This is a genomic window from Kitasatospora saccharophila, from assembly GCF_039529925.1.
Lineage (GTDB): Bacteria > Actinomycetota > Actinomycetes > Streptomycetales > Streptomycetaceae > Kitasatospora > Kitasatospora saccharophila.
Map to the genome: position 1 here is coordinate 84506 of NZ_BAAANS010000006.1, position 12986 is coordinate 97491.

At 75.3% G+C, this 12986-nt stretch carries 16 protein-coding genes; 10 read left to right on the top strand and 6 right to left on the bottom strand.

All coding sequences use genetic code 11. The annotated features are described in order from the left end of the window. Positions 1 to 192: 192 nt before the first annotated feature. From ABD345_RS06605 to ABD345_RS06615, 3 genes are all read left to right on the top strand, one after another. Entirely contained in the window at positions 193 to 1434 is a 1242-nt protein-coding gene (locus ABD345_RS06605; protein ID WP_344550850.1) for an MFS transporter, read from the top strand. 140 nt (positions 1435 to 1574) lie between these two features. Then, positions 1575 to 1799 (top strand): hypothetical protein, encoded by a 225-nt coding sequence (locus ABD345_RS06610; RefSeq protein WP_344550851.1) that lies wholly within the window; start codon positions 1575 to 1577, stop codon positions 1797 to 1799. 165 nt (positions 1800 to 1964) lie between these two features. After that, the gene (locus tag ABD345_RS06615) at positions 1965 to 3068 is read left to right on the top strand and encodes a vWA domain-containing protein (RefSeq protein WP_344550852.1); all 1104 of its coding nucleotides are present in this window, start codon (positions 1965 to 1967) and stop codon (positions 3066 to 3068) included. Between the two features lie 68 nt (positions 3069 to 3136). Here ABD345_RS06615 and ABD345_RS06620 read toward each other — a convergent pair whose 3' ends face one another. Beyond that, entirely contained in the window at positions 3137 to 3508 is a 372-nt protein-coding gene (locus ABD345_RS06620; protein WP_344550854.1) for a YbjQ family protein, read from the bottom strand. 144 nt (positions 3509 to 3652) lie between these two features. Here ABD345_RS06620 and ABD345_RS06625 point away from each other — a divergent pair, with 144 nt between their 5' ends. Next, a complete protein-coding gene (locus ABD345_RS06625) occupies positions 3653 to 4570 on the top strand; it encodes a hypothetical protein (protein WP_344550855.1) in 918 nt (305 codons plus the stop codon). 62 nt (positions 4571 to 4632) lie between these two features. Continuing rightward, positions 4633 to 5421: a peptidyl-tRNA hydrolase gene (locus tag ABD345_RS06630; RefSeq protein ID WP_380276537.1), complete on the top strand. Its 789-nt coding sequence runs from the start codon at positions 4633 to 4635 to the stop codon at positions 5419 to 5421. Between the two features lie 559 nt (positions 5422 to 5980). Here the strand turns inward: ABD345_RS06630 and ABD345_RS06635 are convergent. Then, complete coding sequence (locus ABD345_RS06635) at positions 5981 to 6376, bottom strand: STAS domain-containing protein (RefSeq protein WP_344550856.1); 396 nt, start codon at positions 6374 to 6376, stop codon at positions 5981 to 5983. A gap of 382 nt (positions 6377 to 6758) precedes the next feature. Between ABD345_RS06635 and ABD345_RS06640 the strand changes: the two genes are divergently transcribed. Beyond that, a complete protein-coding gene (locus ABD345_RS06640) occupies positions 6759 to 7178 on the top strand; it encodes an ATP-binding protein (RefSeq protein WP_344550857.1) in 420 nt (139 codons plus the stop codon). An 85-nt stretch (positions 7179 to 7263) separates the two neighbouring features. Next, the gene (locus tag ABD345_RS06645) at positions 7264 to 8475 is read left to right on the top strand and encodes a PP2C family protein-serine/threonine phosphatase (RefSeq protein ID WP_344550858.1); all 1212 of its coding nucleotides are present in this window, start codon (positions 7264 to 7266) and stop codon (positions 8473 to 8475) included. Between the two features lie 48 nt (positions 8476 to 8523). On the opposite strand, the gene ABD345_RS06650 is transcribed toward ABD345_RS06645, so the two are convergent. Beyond that, the gene (locus ABD345_RS06650; RefSeq protein WP_344550859.1) at positions 8524 to 8925 is read right to left on the bottom strand and encodes a DUF5994 family protein; all 402 of its coding nucleotides are present in this window, start codon (positions 8923 to 8925) and stop codon (positions 8524 to 8526) included. A gap of 124 nt (positions 8926 to 9049) precedes the next feature. Here ABD345_RS06650 and ABD345_RS06655 point away from each other — a divergent pair, with 124 nt between their 5' ends. Further along, positions 9050 to 9298, top strand: a complete 249-nt coding sequence (locus ABD345_RS06655; RefSeq protein ID WP_344550860.1) for a hypothetical protein — start codon at positions 9050 to 9052, stop codon at positions 9296 to 9298. 56 nt (positions 9299 to 9354) lie between these two features. Here ABD345_RS06655 and ABD345_RS06660 read toward each other — a convergent pair whose 3' ends face one another. After that, a complete protein-coding gene (locus tag ABD345_RS06660) occupies positions 9355 to 10227 on the bottom strand; it encodes a DUF5994 family protein (RefSeq protein ID WP_344550861.1) in 873 nt (290 codons plus the stop codon). Between ABD345_RS06660 and ABD345_RS06665 the strand changes: the two genes are divergently transcribed. Beyond that, complete coding sequence (locus ABD345_RS06665) at positions 10226 to 10801, top strand: DUF5994 family protein (protein WP_344550862.1); 576 nt, start codon at positions 10226 to 10228, stop codon at positions 10799 to 10801. The genes ABD345_RS06660 and ABD345_RS06665 overlap by 2 nt on opposite strands. 200 nt (positions 10802 to 11001) lie before the next feature. Here ABD345_RS06665 and ABD345_RS06670 read toward each other — a convergent pair whose 3' ends face one another. Together ABD345_RS06670 and ABD345_RS06675 are read right to left on the bottom strand one after the other, a co-directional pair. Further along, positions 11002 to 11157: a DUF6131 family protein gene (locus tag ABD345_RS06670; protein ID WP_198545077.1), complete on the bottom strand. Its 156-nt coding sequence runs from the start codon at positions 11155 to 11157 to the stop codon at positions 11002 to 11004. A gap of 134 nt (positions 11158 to 11291) precedes the next feature. Next, complete coding sequence (locus ABD345_RS06675; protein ID WP_344550864.1) at positions 11292 to 11993, bottom strand: TetR/AcrR family transcriptional regulator C-terminal domain-containing protein; 702 nt, start codon at positions 11991 to 11993, stop codon at positions 11292 to 11294. Positions 11994 to 12132: 139 nt separating this feature from the next. Here ABD345_RS06675 and ABD345_RS06680 point away from each other — a divergent pair, with 139 nt between their 5' ends. Next, the gene (locus tag ABD345_RS06680) at positions 12133 to 12627 is read left to right on the top strand and encodes a hypothetical protein (protein ID WP_344550865.1); all 495 of its coding nucleotides are present in this window, start codon (positions 12133 to 12135) and stop codon (positions 12625 to 12627) included. The last annotated feature ends 359 nt before the right edge of the window (positions 12628 to 12986 follow it).

Here is a 12986-nt window from a genome sequence, read left to right on the forward strand (position 1 = left end):
GCGTCCACCGGCCCCCTGAGCAGTGTCAATCGGTATTTCGTACCGTCGTCCCGCCCCGCCCGCCGCCGTGATCGCCACGTGTCCGGGCGGATGCGGAACGTGATCGTCCGGGAGTGGCCGCCGAGGCCCGGCGGCAGGTGGTTAGGGTACGTGGGACCCCGGACCGTTCTGCCACGGAGAGCCGCGCCCCCCATGCCACCCCCGCCCCCGGCGGTCCGCCGCCACCGCCTGGCCCTGCAACTCTGCTTCGCGATCCCCGGACTCTCGCTCGCCACCTGGGTGACCCGCACCCCCGACGTCCGGGACCGGCTCGACGCCTCCACCGCCGAGATGGGCCTGGTGCTCTTCGGCATGGCGGCCGGCTCGATGCTCGGCATCCTGGTGGCCGGCGCCCTGGTCGCCCGATTCGCCACCCGCCCCGTCGTCGTCACCGGCATGTCCCTGGTGCTGGCCAGCGTCGCCGTGACCGCCCTCGGCGCGGCCGTCGCCTCCGCCCCGCTGGTCACCTTCGGCCTGTTCCTGATCGGCTCCGGCGTGGGCCTCTCGGAAGTCGCCAGCAACGTCGACGGCTCCGTCGTGGAACGCGAGTACGGCCGCCCGGTGCTGCCCGCCCTGCACGGCTGCTACAGCCTCGGCACCGTGATCGGCGCCGTCCTCGGCGTCGCCGGGGCCGCCGCCGGCCTGCCGGTGCCCTGGCACCTGGCGGCGGTGCTGCTCCTGGCCACCGCGCTGTTCGCGCTGGCCCTGCCCGGCCTGCGCCCCGGACTGGGACGCGCGCTGCCCGGGGAGGCGGAGGAGGACGGCGCGCGCGAACGGCGGCTGTACCTCGACCCGAAGCTGCTGCTGATCGGCGGCGTGCTGTTCGCCATGACGCTCGCCGAGGGCGCCGCCACCGACTGGCTGCCGCTGCTGATGGTCGACGGCCACGACATGCCGGCCGGCCTGGGCTCCGCCGTCTACGCGGGCTTCGCCGCCACCATGGCGGTCGGCCGGTTCGCCGGCGGCCCCGTGGTCGCCCGCTTCGGCCGCCCCGCGGTGCTCGGCGGCGGCGCCCTGCTCGCCGCGGCCGGCATCGCCCTGGTCTCCTTCTCCGACGCCCCCGCCGCCGCGGGCTGCGCCGTCCTGCTCTGGGGCCTGGGCACCGCGCTCGGCTTCCCGCTGGCGCTCTCCGCGGCCGGCGAGTCCGGCCCCGACACCACCGGCCGGATCGCGCTGACCTCCCGGATCGGCTACGTCGCCCTGCTCGCCGGACCGCCCGTGCTCGGCCTGCTCGGCGAACGCCTCGGCCTGCGCGCCGCGATGGTCCCCGTCCTGCTGCTCGTCCTCGCCGCCGCCGCGCTCTCCCCGGCCACCGGCCCCCGCCGCGGTGACGGCTCCCCGAACGAGGGGCAACCGTCCGGCGACGCCCGCCCGCCGGCCCCCGCCGCCCGCTAGCGTCGCGACGGGCGAAGGCCGCCTGACGCGGCACCGGGTTCGCGGACGGCCGGCCCGGCGGCCGGCACGGCGACCGGCCCGACGGTCGGCCCGGCGACCGGCCCGACGGTCGGCCCGGCGACCCGGAACGGGGGACGACGGTGGGCCGGTCGGACGAACTGTGGGCCGAGGGCCGGATGCCGGTCCGGTGCGGACTCTTCCGTCCGGACGGCACCGGGCGGGAAGCCGACTGCGACGGCGCGGACTTGACCCGGTTCGCCCCGGGGGAGCCGCTCGCCCCGGGCGCGGCGGACTCCGAGACCTTCACCAACAACTGCGGGAACACGCTGACGTTCGACCCCGCCTCGCCCGAATTCTCCGGATAGCGCGCGGCCCGCCGCCGGGCGGTTCCCCGAAGCGGCCCGGTACCCGGCGGAATTGACGGCACGTCGGGCCCGGCGGAATTGTCAGTGGCCCGCCGTAGTGTGGGAACAACGCTGGAGGGGGCGCCGGAAAAGGCGTCGGGAAAGGCGTTGGAAAAGGGGTCGAGCATGTCCGCGAACGCTTCCGCGAACCGCATCGCGCACAAGGTCAACCACGTCTCGCTGGTGGTCGACAAATCCGGTTCGATGCAGCGCCACGAGGCGCAGCTGATCCGCGTGGTGGACGAATTCGTGAAGGGCCTCCAGGAGGAGTCCGACCGCCTCGGCCACGAGACCCGGATCAGCCTCTACGCCTTCGACCACGAGGTGCACAACCTGGTGTGGGACATGGACGTCAAGCACCTCCCCTCGCTCAAGGGCCTCTACGCGGTCGACAACGGCGCGACGGCGCTGATCGAGGCGGCGGTGAAGTCCATCGACGACCTGAAGCACGTCTGGGAGGGCTACGGCGAGCACTCCTTCCTCCAGGTCGTCGTCACCGACGGCGAGGAGAACGCCTCCGGCTGCTCCGAGCACGGCCGGATGCACGCCCGGATGAAGCCGGCCGAGGGCAAGGCCGTGCTGCGCGGCTGGATGGACCGCATCCGCGGCGCGCTGGCCGAGCTCCCCGAGCACTGGACGTCGGCGATCCTGGTCCCCAACTCGCTGGCCAAGCGCACCGCCCAGGAGTACGGCTTCCCGGCCGGCAACATCGCGATCTGGGACGCCGACTCCACCGGCGGCGTCGAGGAGGCCATCGACACCGTCAAGACCGCCGCCACCAGCTTCCTGCGCGGCCGCGAGAAGGGCGTGCGCGGCACCAAGCAGCTGTTCACCATGGGCAAGGACCTCAGCGCCGACGAGGTGAAGGCCAGCCTCGACGCGCTGGCGGCCGACACGTACGCCCTCGTCCCGGTCGACCGGCAGGCGGCGCTGCGCGAGTTCGTCACCGGCGCCGGGCACCCGTACCGGACGGGCTGCTCCTTCTACGAGCTGTCCAAGCGGGAGAAGATCCAGGCCGCCAAGCAGATCGCCGTCGCCGAGAAGGACCCGGTCACCGGCGAGCTGACCGGCCGGGTGTTCTCCGGTCCGGCCGCCCGCGGCCTGCTCGGCCTGCCCGCCGCGGAGGCCACCGTGAAGCCCGGCGACAACCCGGCGTACACCGTGTTCGTCCAGTCGACCTCGGTCAACCGGAAGCTGCTGCCCGGCACCCGGCTGCTGGTCATGCTGTAGCCGCGGAGCACGGACCGCGGCCCCGGAGCGCACCGCTCCGGGGCCGTCCGGGCACGCGCTCCCCGGTCTCAGTCCAGCGGCTCGATCACCGCGGCCGTGCCGTACGCGCAGACCTCGGTGCCGACGTCCGCCGCCTCCGTGACGTCGAAGCGCATCATCAGCACCGCGTTGCCGCCCCGGGCCCGAGCCTGCTCGACCAGGCGCTCCATCGCCTGGTTGCGGGTCTCCACCAGCGTCTTGGTGAGGCCCTTGAGCTCGCCGCCCATCAGGGACTTCAGCCCCGCGCCGATCTGCGAGCCGATGTGCCGCGACCGCACCGTCAGCCCGAACACCTCGCCGATCACCCGGACCACCCGGTGGCCCGGAACGTCGTTCGTGGTCACCACCAGCACACCGCCGGACGGGTCCTGCCCGCCGCCGAAATCGTTCAGTTCGCTCATGCCTCCCAGCCTCCCGCCCGACCCGGCCCGTCGGCTACCCCGGCGCGCCGAGCGGCCCCGTTCCGCGCCCGCGCGCCACCGCTGCCGGACACCGGATCGGAAGAGCTGATGGACACCGGGCACCGGGTTTGTCAACCTTGTCGCATGGGCGAGCGAAACGATCAGCCACAGGGGTCGCACGCGGCGGAGGAATCCGGCGCGCAGGAGATCGAGGCCACCGTGGTACTGGGCCTGCGGATCACCGACTGGCCGGCCTTGCGCGCCGCCGCACGGGCCGCCGTCGAAGAACTCGACTTCGCCGGCATCGACCCGGAGGGCCAGCGCGCCCAACTGCTGCGCGAAGTCGCCGAGGACCCCAACGCGGCCCTCGGCGCGCTGCTCCACCCCGACCGGCTGGTCGCCTCGCTGCCCGGCATCGAGGCCCTCGGCGGCACCCTGGAGATCAGCGTCACCGACGACTTCGCCCCCGACTTCGCCGAGCTCTTCCCGCTCGACGACGACGGCGACACCGGCGACTGGACGCTCACCCCGCGCACCGCCTGCCTGGTCCACACCCAGCTGATCAGCCTCGCCGACGCCGCCTACGAGGACCTCGACGACCACGGCGACGACCCCGTCACCGTCGCCGACGAGAGCGACTGGACGGTCTTCGGCCGCCTCCCGCAGCGCACCTGGAACCTGCACCGCGGCTGGCGGCGCACCTTCGCCCGGGCCTTCGACGACCTCGCCGACGACCTCGCCATCGGCGAGTGGCCGCTGCCCCGCTGCCCCGCCGAGGACGTCGCGCTGCGGCTCGCCCTGGCCGACGCCCGCACCCTGCTCGGCGCCCAGCCCGAATCGGTCGCCGACATGATGGGCGACCTGCCCGCCGACCTGTACGACTACGACTGGGACGGCTGCTCCGACGAACTGTTCGGCGTCTACGGCCCCGACGAGGAGGACAGCGACCTCGACGCGGGCCAGCGGATCGACCAACTCCTCGCCGCCACCCACCCCGAGGGCTGGTTCCTCGACTACGAGGACGCCGAGGAACGCGACCCCGGCCGGGGCTACCGCCGCTGAACTGGCATGCTGGGAGGGTGAGCTCACCCTTCGACCCGCCCGCCGCCCGGCCCTCCGCCGACCTGCCCGCCCCCGCCGACGCGCCCGCCCCCGCCGACGCGCCCGCCCCCGCCGACGCGCCCGCCCCCGCCGTGGGCGGGCACGCCGAGGACCGCGACACCCGCCCGCAGTACGTGCTGCCGCTGGTGGTCCGGCTGGAGCGCACCGACCCGCCCGCCCGCACCGACGCGCTGGAGACCTCGGCGCGCGCCGTCCTCACCCTGCTCGCCGACCCCCGGGTCACCGAGCCGGACGGCGAGTGGGCCGAGCGGGTCGCGGCCTGGGAGGACGCCCGGATCCGCAAGGTGGTCCGGCGCGCCCGCGGCGGCGAGTGGCGCAAGGCGGGCGAACTGCCCGGCATCACCGTCACCGGCCCGGGCGGCGCCGAGGTGCGGGTCTTCCCGCCGGTCCCGCTGGACGGCTGGCCCAAGGAACTCGCCAAGCTCCAGGTCTCCGGCACCGACCTCGACGACCCCGAGCCGCCCGGCCCCGCCCCCGAAGGCGTCCCGGTGCTCTGGCTCAACCCCGCGCTCGAAATGAGCGCCGGCAAGACCATGGCCCAGACCGGTCACGCCGCCCAGCTCGCCTGGTGGGAACTGGACGGGCCGCAACGCGAGAAGTGGGCCGCCGCCGGCTTCCCGCTGGCCGTCCGCACCGCCCCCACCACCGACTGGCCCGCCCTCACCGACGGCCGCCTCCCGGTCGTCCGCGACGCCGGCTTCACCGAGATCGCCCCCGGGCTAACTGTTGCACTCGAAGGCGGCACCGTCTACTGCCCCACCCCGCGCCTGCAACGCTCGCGACCGCACTAGTCTGACCTGGGCACGGCAACGTGGCAGGTCAGGTGCGCTGGTTCCGGGTGTCCCGCCGCGCCTCCGCGCACAAGCGCGACCGGACCGGTGCGGTTCTTCCTGCGGGGCCTCCGCGCCGTATCGGGTGCGTGCAGGGTTTCCGCGCCGACCTGCTGGAGAGGCCTACCAAAGGACGCGGTTCCGCCCCGGCTCACCAAAACCTCCTGCACGGGCGAAGCGCGTGGCGGCCTCCTGCTGGAAGTCGGCCACTACTTCGAGCAGAGGACCTCGTCCGACCGGTGCCGCACCGACGCCGCCGCGGACACGGAGCGCCCGCCCGGACCCGTGCACTGGCACCGGGCCCGAAGTCCGTCGTCCGCTGAGCGCGATGTCGGGCGGGCAGTCGCAGCGGATGCACCTGGCGCTGGCGGTGGTGTGCGTGGCGGCGGGTGGGGTTTGCCGGGGCGGGAGGCGGACATGCGCGGGGCGGTGCCGGATCCGGTTGAGCAGACAGCCCGCGCCGGGGCCGCTGGTCGGTGCCGGGTGTCCTGCCCGGTGCTGACCGGCGGGTGGGGGTCCTTCAGGTGTCCGTCCCGGGGGTATCGGCGAGGGCGTCGCGGATGGTGGGGCGGGTGGGCAGGACGGTGTCCATCTCGGTGATCTCCAGCAGCCTGCGGGCCGGGGCGGAGGGCTGGGCGAGCAGCAGGGCGGCGCGGGTGCGGCGGGCGGTGCGGTGGGTCTTGAACAGCAGGTGGAGGGTGGCGGTGTCGCAGAACCGCACGGCGGACAGGTCGATTACCAGGCGTCGCGGGCGGCGGGCGAGCGCGCGGGCCAGGGCGTGTTCCAGTTCGGGTACCCGGTCGTGGTCGAGGTCTCCGGCGGGGCGGAGCACCACCACGGCTCCGGGCAGGTCGGTCATGGTGATCCGCAGGCCGGGGTCGCGGCGGTGGCCGGGGGCGCGGGGATGGGCGGGCATGGGGCGGCCTCCGTTCGGGTCCGCGGCTCAGGGGTGTTCGTGGTGTTCATGGTCGCCACCCGGAAGGGGAGCGTCGGTACCGGTCGCGGGGGCGAGGTCGCCGAACAGGGCGAGCAGTCCGGCGATCTCGTGGCGGGACTCCGCGGGTGGCGGAAGAAGGCGTGCCGGACCACCTGGTAGTGGTTGCGGTGCCCGTTCCGGGTGCGTCCGCCACACCACAAGTATGAACCCGGATTCCGGTTTCCCCGGTCCGGTTTCCCCGGGGCAGGGGCCTGGCAGCGCCCCGCTCCCGGCGGCCGCGGTCGCGGGTCCTGCCCCGAGGTGTGGTGGACGGCGGCCCGGGTATCCGCGGGGCACCACACGATCCGTCGCGGGGCGACCCATGCGAAACGATTCGGACCCGGAACCGCCGCGCCGTCGCCTGTCGTTCCCCGCCCGCACCGAGGCACCGGTCGGGCCCGCCCTGGACTTCACCCGCCGGGCCCTGGCCGCGTGGCACCTGTGGGAGCCGCCGCCCGATCGGCCCCACCTGGCCGACGACACCCTCCTCGTGGTCGGCGAGTTGCTGTCCAACGCCTGCGACCACGGCGGCGGACCGCGCTACCTCGAACTCGAACGCCGTCCCGGCGCCGTCCGCGTCACGGTCGGCGACCGCAACCGCGTCCTGCCCCGGCGCCGCCCCACCGGGCCGGGGGCGCCCCACGGCTTCGGCACCGTCGTCCTCGACCGGCTCACCACGCGATGGGGGGCGGTGGCGGGGCACGCCGGGAAGTCCGTGTGGGCGGAGCTGGCGACCGGGTAGCCGTGGCCGGGGGCGGGCCCGGCCGGTCTCGGGCGTAATGGAAGGGACGGCGGACGCGGGGGCCGGGGCGGATCAGGAGGCAGGCATGGCGGTGAGCGGCGGCGAACGGCGGCGCGGCGGAGGAGCGGAGCGCCCCGCGGGGACCGGGGAGCACCTGCTGGAGGTGCTGCTCGACCGGGCCCGGGAGCTCGCGCCGGCGCTGATCGCCCCGCTGGTCGCCGAGGCGGTGGCCGGGCTGGGCGGCCGGGAGCCGGCGCTGCTGCTGCAGGACTACGGCCAGTCGGTGCTGGTGCCGCTGTCCGGCGAGGGCCTGGCCGGGGGCCCGCCGCTGCCGATCGTCGGTTCTCCGGCCGGTGAGGCGTTCCTGCGGGGCACCGCGGTGGAGGTGCCGCAGGACGGCGGGGTGCGGGTGTACCTGCCGCTGCTGGACGGCGGGGACGAGGCGGGGGTGCTGGCCTTCACCCTGGACGCGGTCGGCGACGGCGACCGGCTGCCGCTGCGGCGGCTGTCGGCCCTGGTGGCGGACCTGCTGATCACCAGGAGCGGCTACACCGACCTGGTCTTCCGGGCCCGGCGGCTGGAGCCGATGAGCGTGGCCGCCGAGATCCAGTGGTCGCTGCTGCCGCCGCTGTCGATGTCCGTGCCCCGGGTCGCGGTGGCGGGCATCCTGGAGCCCGCCTACCAGGTGGCCGGCGACAGCTTCGACTACGCGCTCGACGACGACGTGCTGCACGTCGCCACCCTGGACGCGATGGGCCACGGCCTGGACGCGGCCACCATGGCGACGGTGGCCGTCGGCGCGTACCGGCACGCCCGCCGCGCGGGCGTCGGACTCGCCGGGATCTACGCCTTCATGGACCGGGCCGTCGCCGAGCAGTTCGGCCCCGACCACTTCGTCACGGCGCAGATGATGCGGCTCGACACCGCCACCGGCCACCTCCAGTGGGTCAACGCCGGTCACCCGAAACCGCTGCTGATCCGCGACGGCGCGGTCGTCGGACGGCTGGAGAGCGCCACCACGCTGCCGGTCGGCTTCGGCGGCGAGCAGCCGGTGGTCAGCGAGCGGGAGCTCCGGCACGGGGACCGGGTGCTGTGCTTCACCGACGGCCTGGTCGAGGAACGGGGCGCGGGCGGCGAGCAGTTCGGCGAGGAGCAGCTGATCGACTGGGTCGACCGCATCGAGCGCACCGGCTCCGGCGTGCGGGCCACGGTGCGCGCCCTCTCGCACGCGCTGAAGGCCCGCCGGGGCGGGCGCACCAGCGACGACGCCACGCTGTTCCTGATCGAGTGGCGCTGAGCGGCCCGACCGCTTCTCCCGGTGCCGCCGGCCCGGCGGCAACTCGCCTCAGTCGAGCAGGAGTTCGGCCGCCGGTGTGTGGTTGCCCGTGGCGGAGGCACCGGTCATCGCGGCCGCGGCGGTCGCGGGCGGGGTGTCCGGAGGCACCACCAGGAGCAGGAAGTGGTCCTGGAAGCCCCGGGTGACGCTGATCGTGGCGTCGCTGCCGTCGAACCGGTTGATCCTGACCATCACGCCGTCGACCACGACGGACCGCGGCACGCCGTCCCAGGCCGGGGTGTCCAGGCCGACCCGGACGATCCGGCCCAGGTGGGCGCCCAACGCGGTCACCAGGTCCGGGAGTTCGGCGAGGAGGTGGGTGCTGCGGGGCCACCAGGCGCCGTCGAAGACGCCCTCCCGGGAGAGGGTCGGCTCCAGGGTGAGGCGCGGCAGCAGGGGGGAGCCGGGCACCGACCACGGGCCGGGGGAGGAAGGGATGGGAAGGGGGATCGGCATCACGGCTGGCCGCCCGTCCGGTCCGTTGCGGGACCACTCATGACCCAGGGCGACGTCGGCGCGGGTGCCGGTGTGCGGGATGTCCTCGGCTGTACTCCCCACGCTACTCCGCGCCCCGTCCGGCCGGGCCGCGGTCGGCGCCACCGCCCACCAGCGCGGCCCGTTCGCCTGGCCGACCCTGGGGCTGGCCCTCGCCGCCGTGGCCATGCGGGTCAGGCGCCTGACCGTCTGGCCCGTGGTCGACGAGGACGGCTACCCCCTCGGCGTGCTCACCGCGGACCGGACCGCGCTCCTGCTCGCCGCGCCGGGCGAAGGGGCGGAGGAGTGAGCCCGGCGTTGCGGCCCGGTCCCCTCACCGTGAGGCGGAGCTGACGCACCGTCCGGCTACCGTTGCGCCGTCCAGTAGGCGGCGCGCTGCCGTCGCGGAACCGCCCGCCGACCGGCCCCGCGGGTGCCGTCGAAGCGCGCGGTCGCCGCCGCCCCGTCGGGGCGCGGCCGTGGCCCCTCCCGGCGGGCCGGTTCCCGTGCGAGCACGTCGCTCGCGGCCCGGGTGTTGCGCGGGTCGGACGCCTCCGCCATGAACCGGTCGGCGTCGACCGGGTCCGTCTGCGGGGGGACGACCAGCAGGTCCAGCCGCCGACCGTACGAGCAGAGCATGACCATGTGCTTGTCCTGCTCGGTGGTGTACCAGCCCGCGTGGACGACGTGGCAGGCCACCGGGACCCGGCGGGGGACCACCGGCCACTGTGCAGGGTTCACGGTGATCCGGGTGACCCGCCCCCACCGCGCGTCCAAGGCGGCTGCCAGCGCTGGAAGTTCGCGCAGGAGATCGTTCGACCGGGGCCACCAGGCACCGTCCAGCCGGCCCGGCTTCCGCCGTTCGGGGGCGAGCAGGAGCCGCAGGGGGCGGCCGGGAACGGCGGGTGCGGCGCGATCGGGGATCGCCTTCATGGTCGGAGACCCGCCTCCGGGCCCGGCTGCACCGGATCCGGGATCAGTCGTTCGCCGGAGACGGGGCCGGTGTCCGGTGCCGGTCCACGCAGTGCCCTCGGTGCCGACCAGCCTACTCCGGGCCGGCACCGGCAGTACGCCCCTCCCGGCCGGGAGGAGGAGGGCGGGTCGGGGGAGGGCGGAGAGTAGGCTGGACATCACCGAAGGCACTTCGCATGCCGGCACCGGATACTGGCGTCGTCTCCGGCGAACGGCGATGCCGGGTCCGAGCCCTCGGGCCGGTCCCGGAGACAGGTCCTCAGTCATGACCACGACATTCGATCGTGCCGCGGCGGCACCCGCCGCCCTGGAATCCGTCCCGCGACTCTCCCTGGCCCCCGGCGGTGTCCGGCCCGGCCGCCTGGACGGAGCCTGGTGGCCCCGCTCGCGCGACCTCCTCCTCGAACTCCCCTCCCTGGCCGCCGAACTCGACGCGCGGTGGGGCCGGGTCACCCGGATCACCGTCAACCCCGCGCAGTGGCCCGTGGTCCCCCGGCGCGTCCCGGTCACCGGGCACACCGTCCACGTGGGCTGGTACACCACCGAGCAGGACGAGCACATGATCATGGTGTGCTCGTACGCCCCGCGCCGACTGGACCTGCTGGTCGTCCCGCCGGGGACGGACAGCGCCGACGCCGCCCGGCTGATGGCCGAGGCCGCCGACCCGGCGAACACCCGGACCGCGAGCGAACTGCTCGCCGCGGGCGGCGGCGGGGCGCGCCCCGGGCCAGGTTCCGGGTTCCTGCCGTCGTCCGTCGCACCTCCCGGCGGCGCCGGCGCGGCCGACCGGCGGGCGGACACCGCCCGGAGCCGGGCCGCCTCCTGGCCCGCGCCGGCGTAGACGGCCGACGGGAGCCGCGCCGCGGGCCGCGGCGGGTCGGTCCGGTTCCGGTCCGGGGCCGCCGAACCGCTCCGGTCTCCTCCAGGAGGCCGGAGCGGCGGGCGTGTCAGCGCGGCGCGGGGGCGGGGCGTTCGAGTGGAGACGGGGTGCCCGGCCCCGGTGGGCCGGGCACCCCGTGGGTGCGGGAGGGGTGCCGCGCGTCACCAGTAGTGGCGGCGTCCGGCGACCTCGTGGCCGAGCGCGCCCGCGACCACCAGGCCGAGGCCGACGACGGCGAGGATGATGCCGATGGTCCACAGGACCGGGATGCCGGCCAGGAAGCCGATGGCGAGGAGGATGACTCCGAGGATGATCATGGTGACCTTCGTTCCTGTTCCCCCCGGGTGGTGCGGTGCTCCGCGGTGCGGAGTCGGTGCTGCTCCTTTCGGTGGTGCGCCCGTCGTGGCGTCCGGCGGCCGGCGCGCGGGCCGGGGCCGGTCCTCGCGGCGGGTCAGGGTCCTCCGGGGGTGAGGCCGGAGAGGAGGATGTCGAGGCCGCGTTCGAGTTCGGCGGCCCCGTCGTAGGAGGCGAGTTCGGCCGCGAGGCCGCGCAGGAGGGGGAACTCGCGGAGCGGGAGGCGGTACAGGCCCAGGCGGAGCAGGTCGTCGGTCTCGTCGGGGTTGTCGACGAGTTCCTGCAGTTCGTTCAGGACGTGGCCGTGCAGGAGCCCGGTCAGTGAGCGGTATGCGTGCAGGGCGGCGGCGCCCGTGAAGCCCGCCCCGGTCAGGAGGGCCAGGACGTCCTCGAGGGGGCGCAGGGTGCCGGCGGGGCGCAGGGCGAGGGGCGTGGCCAGGGGGCGGGTCACCAGGAGGGGGACGGCGTTGGGGTGGTCGAGCGCCAGTTGCCGGTAGCCGCGGGCGAAGGCGCGCAGCTGGCCGGCCCAGTCGGGGTCGCCGGGATCGATGCTCAGCCGGCGCAGGAGCGTGTCGGCGACGCCGTCGAGGAGGGCGGCCTTGTTGGGGGCGTGGCGGTACAGGCTCATCGGGTCGTGGCCCAGGGCGCGGGCCAGGCGCCGCATCGACAGCTTCTCGACGCCGTCGCGGTCGACGATCTCCAGCGCGCAGGCCAGCATGCGCTCCAGACTGAGCCGCTCCGCGGAGGGCGCTTCGGCGTCCCGGTCGGACGCGCGGGTCGGGGTCGGGGTGACTGCCATGTCGGAGCCTCCTCGTCGTGCCGGGGTCGTGCCGGGCGTGAGCGCCGGTGACGCAAAGTTCGTAGTCATACGGTGTAGACACCAGTGTAGTGCAGGCGTTGACTGTAGGCATACGACGTAGACCCGTTGGGAGCACGTCATGATCATCCTTCTCGGACTCCTCCTCCTGGTCGCCGCGGCCACCGTCGGAGTGGCGGGGATCCTCGGCAACACCGGCAGCGCGCACGAACTCAACGGCGCCTTCTCGGTGTTCGGCCACCACATGACCGGCTCCACCGGGATGCTCTTCCTCTGGGGCATCGCGGTCGGAGCCGCCGCCGTACTCGGCCTCGCCCTCCTGCTGGCCGGCCTCCGCCGCCGCGCGGCCGCCCGGCGCGGACGGCGGCACTCCCGCCACGAGGCGGCGGACGCCCGCGCCCACGGCCGTGCCCCCGTCGGACAGCGCGACGACGACGTCCGCACCGACCCGGCGACGGCCGACGGGTACCGCGACGACTTCGCCCGGCAGCGCGAGACCCCGGACAGGACTCCCGACCACGCCCGGGAGCAGACCGCGGGCACCCGGACCCGCCCGATGCCGCAGGACCCCGGACCCGCGGCCGACGACGGGAACCGCAGGTCGCGGCTGCCGTGACCGGGGCGCCGTGCCGGGCGAACGGTGCAGGTCCGGGCGTCCCCCGTCCCTCGGTGCCGCTACGGGTGCGCGGAGGCGGAGTCGTCGACGGCCGTCGGCACCCGTCCGGGCCTTCGCTGTTCAGCTCACCTGCCGGGCTGCTGGGACGGCCCGGCAGGTGAGTGCGATCCGGGGCGGTGAGGTTCTCGGTGCCGGGTGCGTGCCGGGGTGCATGTGCTGGAGCGGGGCGTGAGCGAGATCGCCCCCGGCAGCGCCACCGTCGCCGCCGAGGGCGGCGAGGACTTCTGCCCCACCCCGCGCCTGCCGCGCCCGTGAGCGCACCGCGCTGACCCAAGAACGGCGCCGCGGCAGGTCAGGCG